Raw genomic sequence first — 18,870 nt, forward strand, 5'->3', positions numbered from 1 at the left:
GCTCGGCAGGCGCATGACCTGCCCGACTGAGCTTGCCGATTCCCTCGCTACGCTCGGTCATGCGCCAGCCTCCTCGAGGGTCACCAGCAGGTAGCCGTGCGGGTCGACCTCGACGCGCTGTCCACTGGGGACGACGGTGGTCGAGGTGCCCTCGTCGACCAGCGCCGGCCCGGAGAAGACGTCGCCGGGCTGGAGCAGCGAGCGGTCGTAGACGGCGAACGGTACGACCTCGCGGGTGCCGAAGTCGTACGCGTCGCGCGGGGCGAGCAGCGCCCGGGTCGGGTCGCCGTCGCCGGCCGGCGCGGTCGCCAGCTCCGGGCGACGGGTCCGGCCGATGCCGCGTACCCGCAGGTTGAGGATCTGGAGCCGGTTGTCCATCGCGTGGCCGTAGCGGGCCCGGTGCAGCTCCTCGAACGAGGCGCGGACCGCGTCGGGGTCGAGGTCGTGGCCGACGGTCACCATCAGGCTGTGCTCCTGGCCGAGGTAGCGCAGCTCGAACTGCCGTTCCAGGAGCGCGTCGTTCTCGCCCACCCCCTGGGTGCGCAGCGAGGCCAGCGCCTCGGCCTCGACGCTCTTGAACAGCGCCTCGATCTGGTCGAGGTCGGCGTCGTCGAGGGTGGCCATGACCGTACGGGCGAAGTCGTCGACGATGTCGGCGGACAGCATGCCCCAGGCGGAGAAGCCGGACGGGGCGAACGGCACGACGACCTCGCGGATGCCCATCTCGCGGGCCAGCAGCGGGGCGAGCAGCGGGCCGGCGCCACCGAAGGCGAGCAGCGAGAAGACCCGCGGGTCGTGGCCGCGCTCGACGGTGATCTGCCGTACGGCGCCGACGGTCTTGGCCAGCAGTACGTCGTAGATGCCGGCGGCGGCCGCCTCGACGGACAGGCCGAGCGGTTCGGCGACCTGCTCGCGGACCGCGTCGCGGGCGGCGTCGTCGGCCAGGCCCATGGTGCCGGCGAGGAAGCGCGCCGGGTCGACGAAGCCGAGGACGACCGAGGCGTCGGTGACGGTCGGCTTCGTGCCGCCACGGCCGTAGCAGACCGGGCCGGGGTCGGCGCCGGCGCTGTGCGGGCCGACCTTGAGCAGGCCCCGGTCGAGCCAGGCGATGGAGCCGCCGCCGGCGCCGATGGTTCGGATGTCGTACGTCGGGATCAGCAGCGGGAAGTGTTCGAGCTGCGCCTCGTACGCGGCGACGGCCGAGCCGCGCTCGATGACGCAGGCGTCCAGCGACGTGCCGCCGATGTCGAAGGTGAGCAGGTTGTCGCGGCCGAGTTCGTTCGCCAGGTAGGCGGCGCCGACGATGCCGCCGGCCGGGCCGGACAGCACGGTGTGCGTCGGCGAGGTCTTGGCGACGGTCGACGTCATCGAGCCGCCGCCGGAGCGCATGATGAGGAACCGGCCGGCGAAGCCGCGGGCGGCCAGGCCGCTCTCCAGCTCGTCGACGTACCGCTCGAAGATCGGCCGGATGTACGCCTCGAGCACGGTGGTGCTGGTCCGCTCGTACTCGCGGTACTCGCGGACGATGTCGGTCGACAGCGACAGGCTGACGTCCGGGTACTCGCGCCGGATGATCTCGGCGGCGGCGCGCTCGTGGGTCGGGTCGAGGAACGAGTGCAGGAAGCAGATCGCGATCGACTTCACGCCCTGCACCTCGACCAGCTCGCGGGCGGCGGCGCGGACGCTGTCCGGGTCGAGTTCGGTGACGACCCGGCCCTTGTGGTCCAGCCGGCCGGTGACCCCGGCGGTGTAGCGGCGCTGGACCAGGCTCTCCGGTCGCTGGTACTTGAAGTCGTACATGTGGTCCGACGGCACGTTGCCGCGGCCGATGAGGAAGATGTCGCGGAAGCCGTCGTTGGTGATGATGCCGGTGGCGCCGCCGCGCCGTTCGAGGACGGCGTTGAGGCCGAGCGTGGTGCCGTGGATGAACAGCTCCACCTGGGACAGGTCGGTGCCCAGCGCGGTGACCGCGTCGAGCACACCCTCCCACGGCCGCGCGGGCGTGGTCGACGCCTTGCGGAAGCGCACCCGGTTGGTGCGGGTGTCCAACTCCATCGCGTCGACGAAGGTGCCGCCGATGTCGACGGCGAGCCGGATGTGCGGTTCAGACACGGATGTCACTACCTTTCAGCAGGGCGGGGATCTCCGGTACCCGCCAGCAGGCGGCCCGGCTCGCGCCGTACGGCTGGAGTTCCTGGTCGTCGGAGCGGCACCGGTCGGTGACGAACGGGCAGCGGGCGGCCAGCGGGCACCCGGTGGCGGCGTCGGCCTCCTCCAGGTCCCGGGTCAGCTCGACCCGCGGCCCGCCGAAGCCGGTGCCCAGGCTGGGGGCACTTGCCAGCAGCGCCCGGGTGTACGGGTGTTTCGGGTTGTCGAAGACCTCGTCGACCGGCCCCTCCTCGACCACCCGGCCGAGGTAGAGCACGACGACGCGGTCGGAGAAGCCGCGTACGGTGGCCAGGTCGTGCGAGATGAAGACCGAGCCGCGTGACGAGTCGGCGGCGACGTCGGCGATCACCTTGAGGATCTGGGCCTGCACGGTCACGTCGAGCGCCGAGGTGGGCTCGTCGAAGACGATCAGTTCGGGGCGGCCGACCAGCGCCCGGGCGATGCCGATCCGCTGGGCCTGCCCGCCGGAGAGTTCGTGCGGCTGCCGCTGGAGGATGGACCGGTCGAGTTCCATCCGGTCGAGTACGGCCCCGACCCGCTGCGCGCGTTCGGCCGCCGGTACGCCGAGGGCCCGCAGCGGTTCGGCGATCGAGTCACCGACGGTGCGGCGCGGGCTGAGCGAGCCGATCGGATCCTGGAACACCATCTGGGCCCGGGTCCGCAGCTGCCGCAGTTTGCGGCCGCGCAGGCCGGCGTAGCGCTGGCCGGCGACCTCGACGCTGCCGCTGGCCGGGTCGACCAGGCCGAGCATGAGCTTGGCCAGGGTGCTCTTGCCGCAGCCGCTCTCGCCGACGACGCCGAGGGTCTCGCCGGCGGCGACGGTCAGGCTGACGCCGCGCAGCGCGTGGTGGCCGCCGCGGCCGAAGCGGCTGCGGTAGACCACGTGCGCGTCGTCGATCGCCAGCACGGGTGTGCCGGCCGCCGGGACCGTGGCACCGGCGGCCCGGTCCTTGGTGAGGGTGCCACCGGCCGGCCCGCCCGCGCCGGTGCCTGGCGCGGTCGGGCCGGCCGGGGCGGCTTCGGCGGTCAGTGGGCCGCTCTGCGGGTGGAAGCAGGCCAGCGTCCAGTCGCCCGAGCCGTGCGGGACCGGCATCGTCGGCGGGCGGCGCTGCCCGCAGGTGTCGGTGGCATGCGCGCAGCGGGGCGCGAACGGGCAGTCGTTCGGCGCGGTCCGCATCAGCGGCATCGAGCCGGCGGTCGCGACGACCGGCCGGCCGTCGATGTCGGGGACCGAGGCGAGCAGGGCCCGGGTGTAGGGGTGGGACGGTTCGCGCAGCACCTGGTCGGCGGGGCCGCTCTCGACGACGGTGCCGGCGTAGAGCACCACCACCCGGTCGCAGACCGCGGCGATGGAGGCCAGGTCGTGCGAGATGAGCAGTACGCCGCGCCGGTCGGCGTCGGCGGCCAGCCGGAACTGGCGCAGGATCTCCCGGGTCAGGGTCACGTCGAGGCCGGTGGTCGGCTCGTCGGCGATCAGCAGGCCGGGCGCGCAGCCGGTGGCCAGGCTGATCATCACCCGCTGGGCCATGCCGCCGGACAGCTCGTGCGGGTACGCGTCGAGCCGCCGGGCCGGGTTGCGGATCCCGACCTGCTCGAAGAGTTCGCGGGCGGCCTCCCGGGCCCGTTTGGGGTCCATCGCCTGGTGGGTGGTGAGCCGGTCGGTGAGCTGCCGGCCGACGGTGCGGGTGGCGATGAGCGCGCCCCGCGGGTTCTGGAAGCACAGCGCCGCGCCGTGGCCGCGGTGGGTACGCAGCGCCGCGTCGTCCATCCGCAGCACGTCGGCGCCGTCGAAGTGGACCGCGCCGGTGGCGTCCGCGCCGCCGGGCAGCAGGCCGACGATGGAGCGGGCGACCATGCTCTTGCCGCCGCCGCTCTCGCCGACCAGGCCGACGACCTCGCCGGCGTCGACGCGCAGGTTGACGTTGCTGAGTGCGGCGACCTCGCGGCCGCGCCGGCGGATCACCACCGACAGGTTCTCGATCGAGAGCATGGCTACCTCCGCTTCGCGTCGGCGCGTTCCTGCAGCCCCTCGCCGAGGAGGCTGAAGCCGAGCACGCAGATGAGCAGGAAGAGTCCGGGCGGCACCGAGGTCCACCAGCGTCCGGCGACGACGTCGGGGTTGCCGAGGCTGATCATGGCGCCCCACTCGGCGGTGGGGATGCTGACGCCGAGGCCGAGGAAGGACAGGCCGGCCAGGGTCAGCATGGCCCAGCCGCAGTTCAGCGGTGCGATGACGCGTACCGGGGTGAGGCTGTTGGGCAGGACGTGCCGCCACAGCACGCCGAACGTCGACGAGCCGGAGGTCACCGAGGCGTCGATGAACGGCAGCTCGCGTACGGAGCGGGCCTCGGCGCGGACCAGGCGGGCGTACGCGGGCGCGTTCACCAGGGCGATGGTGATGATCAGGTTCACCGTGCCGTTGCCGAGCAGGGCGGCCACGGCCAGGGCCAGGATGAAGGTCGGGAACGCCTGGAAGATGTCGACCAGCCGCATCAGCACGTCGTCGACCCAGCCGCCGAGATAGCCGGCGACCAGGCCGACGATCGTGCCGACCACGACCGCGAGGGCGACGGCCGCCACCGCGATGCCGAGGTCGAGGCGGCCGGCGTAGAGCAGCCGGCTCCAGATGTCCATGCCGTTGCTGTCGGTGCCGAGCAGGTGGCTGCCGCCCGGCGCGGCGAGGTTGGCGGCCGGGTCGATCTCCTCCGGGCCCCAGTTGGCGAGCAGCGGGGCGAAGATCGCGGCGAGCGTGACCACGGTCAGGATGGTCGCGCCGACCACGATCAGCACGTTGGCGAACCGGCCGCCGCGGACCCCGCGGCCCTTGACCGGGGCCGCGGTGTCCGCGGATTCGCCGGGACCGCCGGCGGCGCGCAGATCAACCATCAGATCTTCACTCTCGGGTCGAGGATCGCGTGCACCACGTCGGCGATGAGGAACACCAGCACGTAGGCCAGGGCGATGATCACCACGGACGCCTGGACGACCGGGTAGTCGCGGTAGAGCAGGCCGCGCAGCGCCCACTGGCCGAAGCCCTGCCAGGAGTAGACGTATTCGACGAGCACGGTCGAGCCGATCGCGGTGCCGAAGACCAGGGCGGCCAGCGACGGCACCCGGACCATCGTCGCCCGGGTCAGGTAGCCGCGCAGCAGCGTACGGGGACGCAGCCCGTGGGCGCCGGCGGCGACGTACGCCTCGGAGTGCAGCACCTCCAGCGCCGACGCCCGTACGCTGCGCAGCAGCGGCGCGACGATGACGATGGCCAGCGTGGCGACCGGCAGGGCCAGGTGCGCCGCCGCCGAGCCGAACGCCGGCCAGTTCGCCGTCAGCACCGCGTCGACCAGGTCGGCGCCGGTGATCGGGGTCAGGTTGGTGTCCGGGTCGACCCGGCCGCTGGGGGCCGGGAACCAGCCGAGCACGCTGTAGCCGACCAGGATCAGCACCAGGCCGAGCCAGAACTCCGGCATCGAGTTGCCGATCAGGGCGAAGATCCGGATGCTGTGGTCGCCGACCCGGTCGGCGCGGCGGGCCGACCAGATCCCGAGCACGACGGCGACGACCAGCGCCAGCGACACCGAGAAGACGACGAGTTCGAGCGTCGGCCCGATCCGCACCGCGACCTCGGCGGTGACCGACCCGCCGCTCTGGATCGAGGTGCCGAAGTCACCGGTCACCAGCCCGCCGAGGTAGTCCAGGAACTGCTTCCACATCGGCTGGTCGAGCCCGAACCGTTCCCGGGCCGCCGCGGCGTCCTCCTCGGTGGCGTTCGGGCCGAGGATGGTCCGGATCGGGTCGCCGGGCAGCACCCGTACCAGGAGGAAGGTCAGGACGACCACCCCGAGCAGCACCGGGATGAGCTGGAGCAGCCGCCTGCCGACGAAACGAAGGATCCGCATGGGTACCGGGATCAGGCCGAGGTGCTGAGGTAGCGCAGGCGGGCGAGGCCGTCCATCGGCTGGACCCAGCCGGCCACCTCCTCACGTACCGGCAGGTTGAAGTTGGGCTGGCAGACGATCACCCACGGCACGTCGGCGGCGAGGATCTGCTGGACCCGGGTCCACAGCGCCCGGCGACCGTTCTCGTCGACGGTGGTGTGCGACTGCTCGTAGATCTGCTCGATCTCCGGGTTGGTGTAGTTGGAGTAGTTGAGGTTGGCGCCGGAGACGAAGCTGGTGGCCAGCATGTACTCGACGTCGTTGACCCAGAGCTGGCCCGAGGTGATCTGCAGCGGGATGTTCTTCTGCTGCCGCCGCTCGGCGAGCGTGGCCGGGTCGAGCGGGGTGAGCTTCAGTTCGATGCCGGCCTTGCGTGCCTCGGACTGCACCAGTACGGCGAGCTGCTGCTGGGTGTCGTTGTCGGTCTGGAAGACCAGCTCCGAGCTGATCGAGGCCTGGCCGGCGGCGGCCAGCGCGGCCTTGGCCGCCTCGATGTCGTACTTGTAGGGGTAGCCGCTCGGGTCGTAGCCGGGCATGTCCAGCGGCACCAGGCTGCTGGTCGGCCGGGCGTCGCCGCCGTAGACGTTGGCGATGATCTGCTCGTACGGCACCGCCTGGGCCAGCGCCTTGCGGACGTTGACGTCGTTGAACGGCGCGGTGGTGACCGACATCTGGATCGCGACCTGCTCGTTGCTGGGCGCGGAGAGGACCTTGATGCCGTCGGCGTTCTTCAGGTCGGCGATGTCGCGGCGGCTGATGCCGAGCGCGATGTCGACGTCGCCGTTCTGGAGCTGCAGCCGCTGGTTGGCGGCGGCCGGGACGACCGAGATCCGGATGGTGCCGGTCTGCGCCGGCTCCGGGCCCGGGTAGCCCTTGTTGGCCTCCAGCACGATCTCCTGGCCCTGGGTGGCCTTGGTGACGTTGAAGTAGCCGCCGGTCGGGGCGTTCTTGGCGAACCACTCCTGGGCCCACGGGTCGGCGTCGGTGGCGTGCTTCTTGGCCTCGACCGAGTCGAAGACGTACAGCGAGATCGCCTGGATCTGCGGGGTGAGCGCGCTCGGGAACGCCTGGGCGAACTCTACGGTGTAGTCGTCGACGACCCGGACCTGGTCGGGCTCGGTGAGACCGATGGTCCGGTATACGCCGGCGACGTTGGCCTTGGCGGCGAACGCCCGGTCCTTGGACCACTTGACGTCGGCGGCGGTCATCTCGTTGCCGCTGGCGAACTTGACGCCCTTGCGCAGCTTCAGGGTCCAGGTCTTCTGGTCGGCGCTGGGCTCGAACGACTCGGCGAAGGTCGGCATCACGTTGGTGGTGTCGAGGATCTTCGAGCCGCTGACCTCGGTCACGCCGTAGTCGACCAGGTAGGGGTAGATGTTCTTGTAGAGCATGAGCGCGGTCGGGTCGAACCCGACGAAATCCTGGTCCCAGCTGCTGAGGTAGCTGGAGACCGCGATCCGCAGGGTGGACGCGGCCGGGTCGGCGGACCGGCCGGACGAGCCGGACTGGGAGCCTGCGGCGCAGGCGCCGGTGGTCAGCAGGAGGGCGACGCTACCCCCGAGCTGCAGCACCGACCGACGGGAGAGTGCGGGCGATCCGGGTCCGAACGGACGCGCTGATCCGGCCATGGGAAGTCCTCCAAGAACCACGACGAGGCGGACCGCGGACGACGCGCCCACCTGCTGGTGTTCTATCAGGCTGCAAGAATGTGAACAAGGGTGAAACCACTGTTCACCCCGAGAATCGTCCCCCTGGCCAGGAACAGAGCTAAACAGGGGATGGTCAGATGCGCAGGTTGTTCACCAGATTTCACACGCGAGATACAAGAGGCTGTTCACAGCGACGCGACCACGCCCCGCGACCGGGCGGCAGGCGGCGGTCAGTCCGACCGGCGGGTGGCCGGTCAGACCGGCGGGCCGGCGTGCCGGAACACCCGGGGCGCCCACAGCGGCTCCCCCTCGGCGTCGGCGATCTCGGCGAACAGGCCGGCCAGCGACGCGGTCCAGCGCGCCTGCACGGCGGAGCCGGCGGTGACCGTACGTGCCCGGTCGAACCCGTCCCGGGTACGCAGCACGCAGATCACCAGGGTGTCGCGGCGGAAGATGGAGTAGTCGTACATGCCGGCCTCGTCGAGCAGCCGCGACAGCTCCGGCCAGATCTCGGCGTGCCGGCGGTCGTACTCGGGGCCGGCGCCGTCGCGCAGCCGGTAGAGGTAGCAGAACTGCTCGCCCGGGGCCGGGTCCGATTGTCCGACGCCGGGACGCGCCGGGCCGGCCCCGGAGGAGTCCTCCGGGGCCGGCCGTGAAGGCTCGCTGGTCACGGGTTCACTTGCCGGAGCCGGCGAGCGCCCCGGAGACGAGCTGCCGCTGGAACACCAGGTAGATGATCAGCACCGGCAGCAGCGCGACGATGAGGCCGGCGCTGACCAGCGGCACCGACACGTCGTACTGGCCGGTGAGCAGCGAGACCCCGACCATCAGGGTCTTCCGGTCCGACCCGCCCATGATCACCAGGGGCAGCAGCAGGTCGTTCCACATCCAGACGAAGTTGAAGATGCCGAGCGCCGACAGCGCGGGTGCCGCGATCGGGGTCAGCAGCCGGAACAGGATCGTGAAGTGGCCGGCCCCGTCGACCCGGGCCGCCTCGATCAGCTCGTCGGGCACCTGCTGGAAGTAGCCGGCGAGCTGGTACGTCCCCAGCGGCAGGCCGAACGCGGCGAACGCCAGGATCAGCCCCTGGTACTGGCCGGACATCCCGAGGTCGAGCACGGTCTGGTAGAGCGGGTAGATGATCGCCTGGCTCGGGATGGTCAGCGTGACGATGATCAGCAGGAAGACCAGCTTGCCGCCCCGGAACCGCAGCTTGGTGACCGCGTACGCGGCCAGCAGGGCGGCGAGCACCGACAGCACCAGCCCGCCCAGCGTCGCGATCAGCGAGTTGAGCAGCAGCCGGGGCATGTTCATCCGGTTGAACGCCTCGACGTAGTTGCCGAGGGTGATCGACGTCGGCAGGCCGAGCGGGTCCTGCGCGAATCCGCCCTGGGTCTTCAGCGAGCTGACGATGGTGAACAGCAGCGGATAGATCGCCGCGACCGCCACCACGACGAGCACGAAGGTGAGCAGGTAGCGGCCGGCCCGCGCCGCGGAACGCCCGGTCATGGTCCGACCTCGCTCCGCTCGGCCGGCCATGACCCTGACCCGCGCCGACTGATTCCCTCGCTGCGCTCGGTCATGCCTTCCTCGTTCCTTCCTTGAACATGTGCCGCACGCTGAACACCGAGATCAGGGCGACGAAGACGAACAGCGCCACGCCGATCGCCGAGCCGTAGCCGCGGTCGAGGAACTGGAACGTGGTCAGGAAGACCAGGTACTCCGGCAGCATGGTGGCGTCGCCGGGCCCGCCCTGGGTCAGCGCGTAGATCAGCGGGAACAGCCAGATCAGGACGCCGGACGCGCAGAGCACGGTCCAGTACGCCACGGTCGGGCGCAGCATCGGCACGACCACCGACACCAGCCGCCGCCAGAAGCCGGCCCCGTCGAGGTACGCGGCCTCCAGCACCTCGCCGGGGATGGTGGCCAGCCCGGCCAGGTAGGTCATCACGCCGAGCCCGAAGAAGCTCCACAGGGCGACCGCCACCAGCGAGAACAGGGCGCTGTAGCGGCCGTTGAGCCACTCGGTGGCCAGCGGGTCGAGCCCGACCGCGCGCAGCCCGGCGTTGAGCGGCCCCTCCGGGGCCAGGATCTGCCGGAACATGATGCCGACGACGATCGGCGCGATCGTGTACGGGATGAAGTAGACCGCCCGGAACAGCTTCCAGCCCGGGGTGCGCTGGTGGATCAGCAGGGCCAGCACCAGCGGCAGCACCACCCACACCGGCAGGGTCGCCACCACCATCAGCGCGTTGCGGAAGCTGGTGAGGACCATCGGGTCGTCGAGCATCCGGGTGTAGTTGTCGGCACCGGCGAACGAGGTGCCGTCGAAGCCGCTGGACGTCTCCAGGCTGGTCGCCACGCCCCGGCCGAGCGGCACGAACTTGAACGTGACGGCGAGCGCCACCGCCGGGAAGACCAGGGCGGCGGCGAACCACCACTGGCGTACCCGGGCGGTCCGGATCGCGGCCCGGCCGGACGGGCCGGGCGTCGCGGTGGTCGGGTCGGTCTTCGCCACCGGTGCGGTGGAGATCGACATTCTCTTCCCTCCGATCGGCGCCGGGCCGGGCGGCGGGACCGCCCCGCCCGGCGGGATCACCTGCCCTGCCGCTTGGTCGGGCTGCGTTCGAGGGCCTGCTGCATCTGCTCGGCCCACTTGTCGACGGTCAACTGGCCGAGGGTGACCTGCTGCCAGCCGCGGGCCAGCGCGTCGGTCTCCGGGCCGGAGAGCATCACGCCGGCGTGCAGCGTGGGCTGGGCGACGAACTCCTGGATCTTCAGGAAGGACGGCGAGGTCGGCAGCAGCGCCTTGTCGACGGTGTTGTTGAGCGGCTGGCCCTTGCCGTAGCGGACCCACAGCTCGCCGTTCTCCTTGCCGGCGAGCCAGCTGATGAACTCCAGGCCGGCCTGCTTCTTCTCGCTCCACTTGGTGACGCCGTAGACGGCGCCCTCGATGCCGGAGAACTTCTGCGCCAGCGGCGCGTCGGGGTTGATCACCGGCCAGCGGGTGACGCCGAGGTTGTCGTCGCCGAGGGCCTTGCCGAACGCCTCCCAGTTGACGGCGTCGGAGATGATCGTGCCGGCGAAGGCGGCGTCGCCGCGCTGGAAGATGTCGGCGCCGTCGGGCAGCATCGTGATCGACGGGGCGTTGCTGTTCGTCCAGCCGCTGGTGGTGATCTCGGCGAGCTTCTCCAGGCTGGCGACCAGCTTCGGGTCGGTCCACGACAGCGTGCCGGCGAGCAGGCCGCGGATGTCGTCCTCGGTCAGGTAGTTGCGGGCGATCTCCGGGAAGTCCCAGTACGCCGGGAACGTGCCGGACAGGCCGAGGGCGAGGCAGGTCTTGCCGGACTTCTTGACCGCGTCGCAGGCGGCGGCGAAGTCGGCCCACGTCGCCGGCGGGTTCTCCGGGTCGAGGCCGGCGGCGGTCAGCACCGACTTGTTGTAGTAGAGGACGTTGCCCTGGTAGGAGAACGGCACCCCGTAGCAGGGCTTGCTGGTGTCGAAGCCCTCGCAGGCGCCGCTGTAGGTGACGAGATCCTTGTTGATCTCGGCGGCCCGCTCGCCGAGCGGCTCGTACGCCCCGCGCCGGTCGAACAGTTCGAGGCCGGCGTTGTTGGCCATCACGTCCGGGCCGGACTGCGAGGTGATGTACGGACCCTGCACCTCGGGGTAGCGGTCGAACGGCACCGCCTCCATGTCCAGCTTGATGTCCGGGTGGCCGGCCTCGAACGCGGTCTTGACCTGGGCCCAGTACTCGGTGCCGCCCGGCTCCCAGGTCAGCACCTTGAGGGTGACCGGACCGTCGGCGGCGTCGTCGCCGCCGCACGCGGTCAGCAGCGTGGCGGCTGCCAGACCGGCGGCGAGCGCGCCCGCTATCTTGCGTCGCAACATCGGTTGAAGCTCCTGTCGAGGGTGGTTCAGGAAGTGATCCGGCGGGTCTCGCCGCCGGCGGTGGCGCTGTCGACCATGGCGGCGGCCACCCGCACCACGTGCAGCCCGTCGGCCAGCGGAACCACCGCCGTCGGGTGCGCGCCGGTGACCCGGGCCAGGAAGTGCCGCAGTTCGGCAGCGAGCGCCCCACCGCCTCCGGACGGGGAGAGCAGCCAGTCGGGCGCCTGCGCCTGCTCGGCCTGGACGAGCAGGGTGGGTTGGGCGAGGTCGACGTGACCGACCCCGCCGGTGCCGTACACCTCGACCAGGTCCGAGGTGTGGTTGGGAGCGTCTTCGGGGAGCAGGTAGCTGTTGCGGATCGACGACACGACGCCATTGGCGTGCCGCAGTTCCGCGAAGACCAGGACCGGTACTTCGGCCCCGGTACGGGTACGGGCGGTGGCCCGCACCTCGACCACGGGCGCGCCGGCGTACCAGAGCGCGAGGTCGACGTCGTGGACGGCGGTGAGCAGGGCGGGGTGTTCGCCCGGGAAGAGCCGGCTCAGGGTGCGGGGCCGGTCGCGGCGCGACGAGACCGCGAGGACGTCGCCGAGCTGCCCGGCGCGTACGGCGTCGTGCAGCGCCCGGTGCGGGGCGCTGAAGCGCAGGATGTGGCCGGGCTGGCAGAGGACGCCGGTCGACTCGGCGACGGCGACGATCGCCTCGGCGTCGGCGACGGTGGTGGCCAGCGGCTTCTCGACCAGCACCGGTACGCCGGCGGTCAGCAGCGCGGTCGCGACGGCCCGGTGGGTCGGGCCGGGGGTGCAGACCGAGGCGGCGGCGACGGGACCGGCGGCGAGCAGTTCGTCGACGGTGGCGTGGGTGTGCGGTACGCCGTACTCGGCGGCGAGCCGTTCCCGGGCGGCGCGGTCCGGGTCGACCAGGGCGGCGACCGGCACGTCCAGCGAGCGGTAGGCCGCCACGTGCCGGGCGCCGAAGGCGCCGGCGCCGACGACCGCGACCGGGTTCACGCGCCCACCGCCGGGAGCGGGCCGGTGGCACCGGCGTCGGCGGCACCGCCGCTCCGGCCGTCTCCTGCCGGCGTGCCGGCCTGCGGGGCGGCGGCGCTCAGGGCGCCGGCGAGCACGGCGCGGGTGAGCCGGTCCAGGGCGGTGACCCCGGTGTGGAGGCACCGTTCGTCGACGTCGAACTCGGCGGAGTGCAGCGGGGCGCCGCCGGCCGCGCCGCGTACCCCGAGCTTGACGTAGAGGCTCGGGCCGAGCGCGCCGAGCAGCGCGAAGTCGTCGGTGGTCAGTGGCGGTTCGGCGAGGTCGGCGACCTCGACGTGGCCGGGCAGTTCGCGGTGGGCCAGCGCCACCAGTTCGGGGGCGTTGCGGATCGCCGGCATCTCGTTGGCCCAGGTGAACTCGATGCCGAGGTCGAAGGCGGCGGCCTGCTGGCGGGCCACCCGCTCGACGACCTCCTTGAGCCGGGCCCGGACGGCCGGGTCGTGGGTACGCAGCGTCCCGGTCGCCTCGGCCCGGTCGGCGACCAGGCTCTGGGTCCGGCCGCCGGCGATCGTGCCGACGTTGAAGGCGACCAGGTCGTGCGGGTCGCGGGACCGGGCGACGGCGGCGTGCAGGCTGCTGACCAGGGTGGTCAGGCCGAGGATGGCGTCGCGTCCGCGGGCCGGGGTGGCGGCGTGCGCCGGCCGGCCGCGCAGCAGCACCCGGAAGGCGTCCTTGGCGGCCATCGCCGTCTCGCGGTCGACGCCGATCGTGCCGGCCGGCAGTTCCGGCCAGCAGTGCAGTCCGAGTACGGCGTCGAACCGGGGGCGGCCGAACGGCTCCTCCGCCAGCACCAGGGCGGCGCCGGACTCCTCGCCGAACGGGATCTCCTCGGCCGGCTGGAACAGCACGGTCAGCGAGCCGCGCGGCGGCGGGTCGGCGGCGAAGCGGCGGGCGACGCCGACCGCCACGGTCATGTGCACGTCGTGTCCGCAGGCGTGGCAGACGCCGGGGTGGACCGAGGCGTACGGGACGTCCTTGGTGTCCTGGACGGGATAGGCATCCATATCGGCCCGAAGCAAGACTGCCGGCCCCGGAGCGATGCCCGGAAGGTGCACGACGAGACCCGTACGCGCCACCTCGGTCCGGATCTCGCCCAGACCGACCATCCGGTCGGCCAGCACCTTGGCCGTCCCGTGCTCGGTAAACCGCAGCTCGGGGTACTGGTGCAGATGCCGGCGCAGCTCGACAAGCCGGTCAATCCCGTCGCCAACCAACTCCACGTGTCGCGCCCCTCGCTCTCGCCGGTAATCCGGCCCTAATTAAGACAGAACTTAGGTGAGTGGGTGTGTGGCGTCAATAACCAGTTCAGGATTCGGCTAGGGTTGCCGGCCATGACCGCCAGCGACGCGCACATCCACCTCTTCGCCGGGGGCTATCCCGGCCGTTACGGACACTCCCCCGCCGGGGGCGACGAACTCGCCGCGTACCTGCGGCTGCGGGAGGCCCACGACATCGACCGGGCGCTCGTGGTCGGCTACGAGGGCGGGCCACGGTTCGTCGGCAACAACGACCACCTCGCCGCGCTGGCCGCCCGGCAGCCGTGGATCGCGCCGGTCGCCTACGTACCACCCACCGGACCGTCCACTGTCGACGAGCTACGGGTCCGGCTCGGGCAGGGCTTCGTGGGGCTGTCGGCATACCTGCCCGGCCCCGCCGAGGCGGCCGCCCTCGCCGGCTGGCCCGCCGGAACCGCCGCCACGCTCAACGCCGCCGCGGCGGTGGTCAGCCTCAACGCCACCCCCGCCGCGACCGCCGGCCTCGCCGACGCCGTCGCCCGGCTCGACGGCTGCACCGTGCTGTTCAGCCACCTCGGCCTGCCCGGCCCGCATCCCGAACCGCCGTCCGTCGACCGGGCCGCCGAAGTCCTCGCCCCGCTGCGCGCGCTGGCCGGCCTCCCGCACGTCGGGGTCAAGATCTCCGGCCTGTACGCGGTCAGCGACCCGTCGCACGCCTGGCCACACGCCGCGGCGGCGCCGTTCGTCCGGGTACTGCTCGACTCGTTCGGCCCCGGGCGGCTCTACTGGGGGTCCGACTTCGCGCCCAGCCTCGACGCGGTGTCGTTCCCGCAGACCCTCGACCTGCCCACCCTGGCCGCCCTCTCCCCCGCCGAGCGCGACGCCGTGTACGGCGGCAACCTGGTACGCGCCCTGGACCGGGTGGTCCTGCCCGCCGCGGGCGGCTGATCCTCAGGCCCGCACCAGCGCCCCGGCGGCCTCGCGGGCCAGCTCGAACTCCTCGCGCGGCCGCACCACCAGCACCGGCACCGCCGCCCCGGGCGCGCTGACCGGCCCGTCGTCGTCGCGGTTCCCGCCGGTCGGCGGCACCACGCCGAGCAGCCGCAGGCCGGCACAGACGTCGTGGCGCACCTCCGGCTGGTCCCAGCCGATCTCGCCGGTGAAGACCACCGCGTCGATCCGGTCCAGGCTGGTCGCCGCGGCCGCCATCTCCCGGCGTACCCGGTGGTCGAAGGTCTCCATGGCCAGCGCGGCGGCCGGGTCGCCGGGCGCCGCCGCGACCAGGTCGCGGGTGTCGCCGGACCGGCCGCCGGACAGGCCGAGCAGCCCGGACCGGTGGTACAGGCCGTCGAACACCTCGTCGTACGTCAGCCGCCCGTCGAGCAGCCACAACAGCATGCCGGGGTCGACGGCGCCGCTGCGCTTGCTCATCGGCACCCCGTCGAGCGGGGTGAAGCCCATCGACGTGTCGACGCTGCGCCCGCCGCGTACGGCACACACCGACGCCCCGCCGCCCAGGTGCGCCAGGAGCAGGTGCAGGTCGGCGACCGGCCGGCCGAGCAGCTCGCCGGCCCGGCGGGTCGCGTACGCGTACGACAGGCCGTGGAAGCCGTACCGGCGCAACCCGAACCGCTCCCGCCAGCGGGCCGGCACCGGGTACGTCCGCGCCGGCTCCGGCAGCCCGGCGTGGAACGCCGAGTCCGGGCAGACCAGGTGCGGCACGTCCGGCAGCAGCCGCCGCAACTGGTCGAGCAGGGCCAGCGCCGGCGGCAGGTGCAGCGGGGCGAGCGCGGCCACGTCGTCCAGCGCACGGCGCAGCCCGTCGTCGACGACGGTGGGCCGGAAGACGAGTTCCCCGCCGTGCACGAGCCGGTGCGCGACCATGTCCGGGGCGGACCGGCCGGCGACGAAGTCCCGCACCGCCGCCTCGGCGTCGGCCGGCGGCGTGGACCGGTCCAGCCGGGCCCCGGCACCGTCGCCGGCGATGCCGCCGGCGCCGCCGGTGCCGGCGGTGACGTCGACGTATGCCAGGTGCAGGCTGGACGATCCGGCGTTCACGGTGAGCACGATGGTCATTGACCGCTCGTACCCGGTCGGCCCCGGCCCATGCCCGGCCGTCCGCTGCCCGGGGCGGACGCCGGCGAGCGGCCGGGTTTGGTGCGGGATGGCACGGGAAGTCGACCGTTCCGCGGACGGAGGGAGCGGATCGTGCAGATCAGCGTCATCGGCACCGGCCACATCGGCGGCACCCTGGCCCGGCATTTCGCGTCGGCCGAACACCACGTCGCGGTCGCCCACTCCGGCGACCCGGCCGGCCTCGACCCGCTCCTCGCCGACCTGCGCGGGTGCGGCGAGGCGGTCAGCCCGGCCGAGGCGGCCCGGATCGGCGAGGTCGTCGTCGTCTCGGTGCCGTTCCGCGCGTACGCCGACCTGCCGACCGGCGGGCTGGCCGGCAAGACGGTCATCGACACCACGAACTACATGCCGGACCGCGACGGCCACATCCCGGAACTGGACGAGGACCGCACCACCTCCAGCGAGATGGTGCAGGCACACCTACGGGACGCGCACGTGGTCAAGGCGTTCAACACGATGCGCTGGGACCATCTACGCGACTACCACCACGAGGCCGGGGCGCAGGTGCGTTACGGGATCCCGTTGGCCGGCGACGACGTCCAGGCCAAACGCTGCGTACAGCAGCTGATCGAGGAGATCGGCTTCGCGCCGGTCGACTCCGGCGACCTGGCCACCGGCGGCCGCAAGCAGCAACCCGGCTCCCCGGCCTTCCTCGCCGACCAGACGGCGGATCAACTCCAGGCCACCCTCTCCGCCCCCTGACCCGCCCCAGGGCCCCACCCGCCACCGTCGGAGCTAGACCAGCGGCCGGTGGTACCGATCGCCTGCGACGAGGACCTTCTCCGGCCGGGTCGGATGGACCCGGACCGGCAGCACCAGGCCCGGCTGGACGCGGTCGATGACGGAAAGACCGTACGCCTTTCGGGTGGTCGCCTGATACGGGCTGCGCCCGGGCACCACCACCGTGAGGGTGAGCTTCAGATACCGGGCTTCGGTTTCACCGCGCATGGTCTTCGAAACCGCGGTGACCGTGCCCACACCCGCGATTCCGTGCCGCAGAATGAAGGTCCGGCCGCGCTCGAACCGGCCGGCGACCGAGATGAGCACGATGCCCAGCAGACCGACGCCGACCCCGATGGGGCCGATCACCCACTCTTCGTCCGCGCGATCGTAGAAGAGGAACGCGAGGCCGCCGACAGCCATCGACATGACGCACCAGAAGTATCCGGCGGCACGACCGAGCAGACCCATGCCCGTAAATTGAACTGCCGGATCACCATGGTCGCCAGCGCCCGGTAGCCAACCCGACACAAGGCACGGCCCGGACCGTCCGGCTACCTACACTCCCCGCCATGCTCTATCTGGAGATTGCCGGGGTGACCGCGAGGCGGCGCCTGCAGGTTGTCCGCGCCGACGGCGCCGGCTCCTACACGTTCTACAGCGGAGTACTGAGTCTCATCGCGAACCCTTCCTTCCGGGGCGCCGTCCGACCGGACGACCGTCAGCCGATATCGTTCTTCGTGCCGGACAGCGCCACGTTTCCGACCGATCCGGAAAGCATCGAACTCGAAATGAGCCTCCGGCGGATCCGAACCACTGGCAATCCCAACCTCGTGACCTTCGGCCCGTACGAGGAACGGGCATTCATCGCACCGGATCCGCGCGGCGGCGAGCATCGGTGGCTGCAAATTTCCCTACAGGTCCCGATCTCCTCGGTCGCGGCGGTGGACCTCAACTACCGGGTAACGGTCTAGGGCCACCGCGAATCCGGCCGGGCCTGCGCGACTCCCGGTCGGCGAGATCGGTCGTACAGTCGGGGTCGTGACCGAACCACGCGAGCCGGAACGCACCGTCCTCACCGGGGCCACGACGGTGGCCGCACAACCCACCGGCCCGGCGGACACCGCCGAGCCGACCAGCGTGCTGCTGCCCGGGCACGACGTGCCGCTGGGCCGCTACACGACGGTGCGCCGCCTGCTTCCGCAGCGGCAGCGGCGGATGATCGGCGCCTGGTGCTTCGTCGACCACTTCGGGCCGGACGACGTCGCCGGCCGGCCGGGGATGCAGGTGCCACCGCATCCGCACACCGGGCTGCAGACGGTGAGCTGGCTCGTCGAGGGCGAGATCCTGCACCGGGACAGCCTCGGCAGCCTCCAGACGATCCTGCCGGGGCAACTGAACCTGATGACGGCCGGTCACGGCATCGCCCACTCCGAGGAGTCGCCGGCCGCCCATCCGCCGTCGATGCACGGCCTGCAACTGTGGGTGGCGCTGCCGGACAGCGCCCGGCACGGCGCGGCCGACTTCGCCCACCACCCGTCGGTACCGGGGTGGCGGGAGGACGGCACGGAGGTGTCGGTGGTGGTGGGGACGCTGGCCGGGGTGACGTCGCCTGCGGTGACGTACACGCCGCTGGTCGGCGCGCAGATCACCTTCGACGCCGGGTCAGGCGGCCGGGTCGGCCTGCCGTTGGAGCCGGATTTCGAGTACGCGGCCGTGGTGATGTCCGGCACCGCGCGCGTCGCCGGCGCCGAGTTGACGCCCGGTGACCTGCTTCACCTGGGCCGGGGTCGCCGCGACCTGACCGTGACCGCCGACGCGCCGGGCGCCGACGGCCCGACGCGGCTGTTCCTGCTCGGCGGCGAGCCGTTCGACGAGCCGCTGGTCATGTGGTGGAACTTCGTCGGGCGGTCGCACGAGGAGATCGTGGCGGCCCGCGACGACTGGGCCGCCGGGCGGCGCTTCGGCACCGTCCACGGATACGCCGGCGACCCGCTGCCCGCGCCGGAGATGCCGACCACCCGACTCAAGGCCCGTGACCGGGACGGGCGCACACCGGGGGCCTGAGTCCCTCGGGTGGGTGACC

At 72.3% G+C, this 18,870-nt stretch carries 17 protein-coding genes; 4 read left to right on the plus strand and 13 right to left on the minus strand.

The genetic code is table 11. The features are described 5' to 3' along the window. Positions 1-57: 57 nt before the first annotated feature. The 11 genes from AB0I42_RS13665 to AB0I42_RS13715 all read right to left on the minus strand — a co-directional run bounded on the left by AB0I42_RS13665 (position 58) and on the right by AB0I42_RS13715 (position 13,913). Positions 58-2,112 (minus strand): hydantoinase/oxoprolinase family protein, encoded by a 2,055-nt coding sequence (locus AB0I42_RS13665; RefSeq protein ID WP_357537195.1) that lies wholly within the window; start codon positions 2,110-2,112, stop codon positions 58-60. Next, positions 2,105-4,159: a dipeptide ABC transporter ATP-binding protein gene (locus AB0I42_RS13670; protein WP_357537197.1), complete on the minus strand. Its 2,055-nt coding sequence runs from the start codon at positions 4,157-4,159 to the stop codon at positions 2,105-2,107. The genes AB0I42_RS13665 and AB0I42_RS13670 overlap by 8 nt, the downstream gene beginning before the upstream one ends. A gap of 2 nt (positions 4,160-4,161) precedes the next feature. Beyond that, positions 4,162-5,055, minus strand: coding sequence for an ABC transporter permease (locus tag AB0I42_RS13675; protein ID WP_357537199.1), 894 nt, complete (start codon positions 5,053-5,055; stop codon positions 4,162-4,164). After that, positions 5,055-6,065, minus strand: coding sequence for an ABC transporter permease (locus tag AB0I42_RS13680; protein WP_357537200.1), 1,011 nt, complete (start codon positions 6,063-6,065; stop codon positions 5,055-5,057). Before AB0I42_RS13680 ends, AB0I42_RS13675 begins: the two co-directional genes overlap by 1 nt. Positions 6,066-6,076: 11 nt before the next feature. Next, positions 6,077-7,675, minus strand: a complete 1,599-nt coding sequence (locus AB0I42_RS13685) for an ABC transporter substrate-binding protein (protein ID WP_357537202.1) — start codon at positions 7,673-7,675, stop codon at positions 6,077-6,079. 332 nt (positions 7,676-8,007) lie between these two features. Then, on the minus strand, positions 8,008-8,424 hold the full coding sequence (locus tag AB0I42_RS13690; protein WP_357537203.1) for an L-rhamnose mutarotase: 417 nt from the start codon (positions 8,422-8,424) through the stop codon (positions 8,008-8,010). Positions 8,425-8,428: 4 nt separating this feature from the next. Further along, complete coding sequence (locus AB0I42_RS13695; RefSeq protein ID WP_357537206.1) at positions 8,429-9,262, minus strand: carbohydrate ABC transporter permease; 834 nt, start codon at positions 9,260-9,262, stop codon at positions 8,429-8,431. A 70-nt stretch (positions 9,263-9,332) separates the two neighbouring features. Next, entirely contained in the window at positions 9,333-10,292 is a 960-nt protein-coding gene (locus AB0I42_RS13700; RefSeq protein ID WP_357537207.1) for a sugar ABC transporter permease, read from the minus strand. Positions 10,293-10,348: 56 nt separating this feature from the next. Then, entirely contained in the window at positions 10,349-11,644 is a 1,296-nt protein-coding gene (locus tag AB0I42_RS13705) for an extracellular solute-binding protein (RefSeq protein WP_357537209.1), read from the minus strand. Between the two features lie 26 nt (positions 11,645-11,670). Next, positions 11,671-12,654 carry a Gfo/Idh/MocA family oxidoreductase gene (locus AB0I42_RS13710; RefSeq protein ID WP_357537210.1) on the minus strand — a complete coding sequence of 328 codons (984 nt, stop codon included), beginning with the start codon at positions 12,652-12,654 and terminating at the stop codon, positions 11,671-11,673. Further along, the gene (locus tag AB0I42_RS13715) at positions 12,651-13,913 is read right to left on the minus strand and encodes a M20 family metallopeptidase (protein ID WP_357537212.1); all 1,263 of its coding nucleotides are present in this window, start codon (positions 13,911-13,913) and stop codon (positions 12,651-12,653) included. Before AB0I42_RS13715 ends, AB0I42_RS13710 begins: the two co-directional genes overlap by 4 nt. 111 nt (positions 13,914-14,024) lie before the next feature. On the opposite strand from AB0I42_RS13715, the gene AB0I42_RS13720 reads away from it, so the two are divergent. After that, entirely contained in the window at positions 14,025-14,876 is an 852-nt protein-coding gene (locus AB0I42_RS13720; protein ID WP_357537214.1) for an amidohydrolase family protein, read from the plus strand. A 3-nt stretch (positions 14,877-14,879) separates the two neighbouring features. Here the strand turns inward: AB0I42_RS13720 and AB0I42_RS13725 are convergent, their stop codons facing one another. Beyond that, positions 14,880-16,004 carry an acetate kinase gene (locus AB0I42_RS13725; protein WP_357537216.1) on the minus strand — a complete coding sequence of 375 codons (1,125 nt, stop codon included), beginning with the start codon at positions 16,002-16,004 and terminating at the stop codon, positions 14,880-14,882. Between the two features lie 132 nt (positions 16,005-16,136). Between AB0I42_RS13725 and AB0I42_RS13730 the strand changes: the two genes are divergently transcribed. After that, positions 16,137-16,766, plus strand: coding sequence for an NADPH-dependent F420 reductase (locus AB0I42_RS13730; protein WP_357537218.1), 630 nt, complete (start codon positions 16,137-16,139; stop codon positions 16,764-16,766). A 33-nt stretch (positions 16,767-16,799) separates the two neighbouring features. Here AB0I42_RS13730 and AB0I42_RS13735 read toward each other — a convergent pair whose 3' ends face one another. Continuing rightward, on the minus strand, positions 16,800-17,255 hold the full coding sequence (locus tag AB0I42_RS13735) for a hypothetical protein (protein WP_357537220.1): 456 nt from the start codon (positions 17,253-17,255) through the stop codon (positions 16,800-16,802). A 101-nt stretch (positions 17,256-17,356) separates the two neighbouring features. Between AB0I42_RS13735 and AB0I42_RS13740 the strand changes: the two genes are divergently transcribed. Together AB0I42_RS13740 and AB0I42_RS13745 are read left to right on the plus strand one after the other, a co-directional pair. Beyond that, positions 17,357-17,758: a hypothetical protein gene (locus AB0I42_RS13740; protein WP_357537222.1), complete on the plus strand. Its 402-nt coding sequence runs from the start codon at positions 17,357-17,359 to the stop codon at positions 17,756-17,758. Positions 17,759-17,876: 118 nt separating this feature from the next. Continuing rightward, positions 17,877-18,851: a pirin family protein gene (locus tag AB0I42_RS13745; protein WP_357537502.1), complete on the plus strand. Its 975-nt coding sequence runs from the start codon at positions 17,877-17,879 to the stop codon at positions 18,849-18,851. Positions 18,852-18,870: the final 19 nt, after the last annotated feature.

The sequence above is a fragment of the Polymorphospora sp. NPDC050346 genome (assembly GCF_040655695.1).
In the GTDB taxonomy this organism is placed as follows: domain Bacteria; phylum Actinomycetota; class Actinomycetes; order Mycobacteriales; family Micromonosporaceae; genus Polymorphospora; species Polymorphospora lycopeni.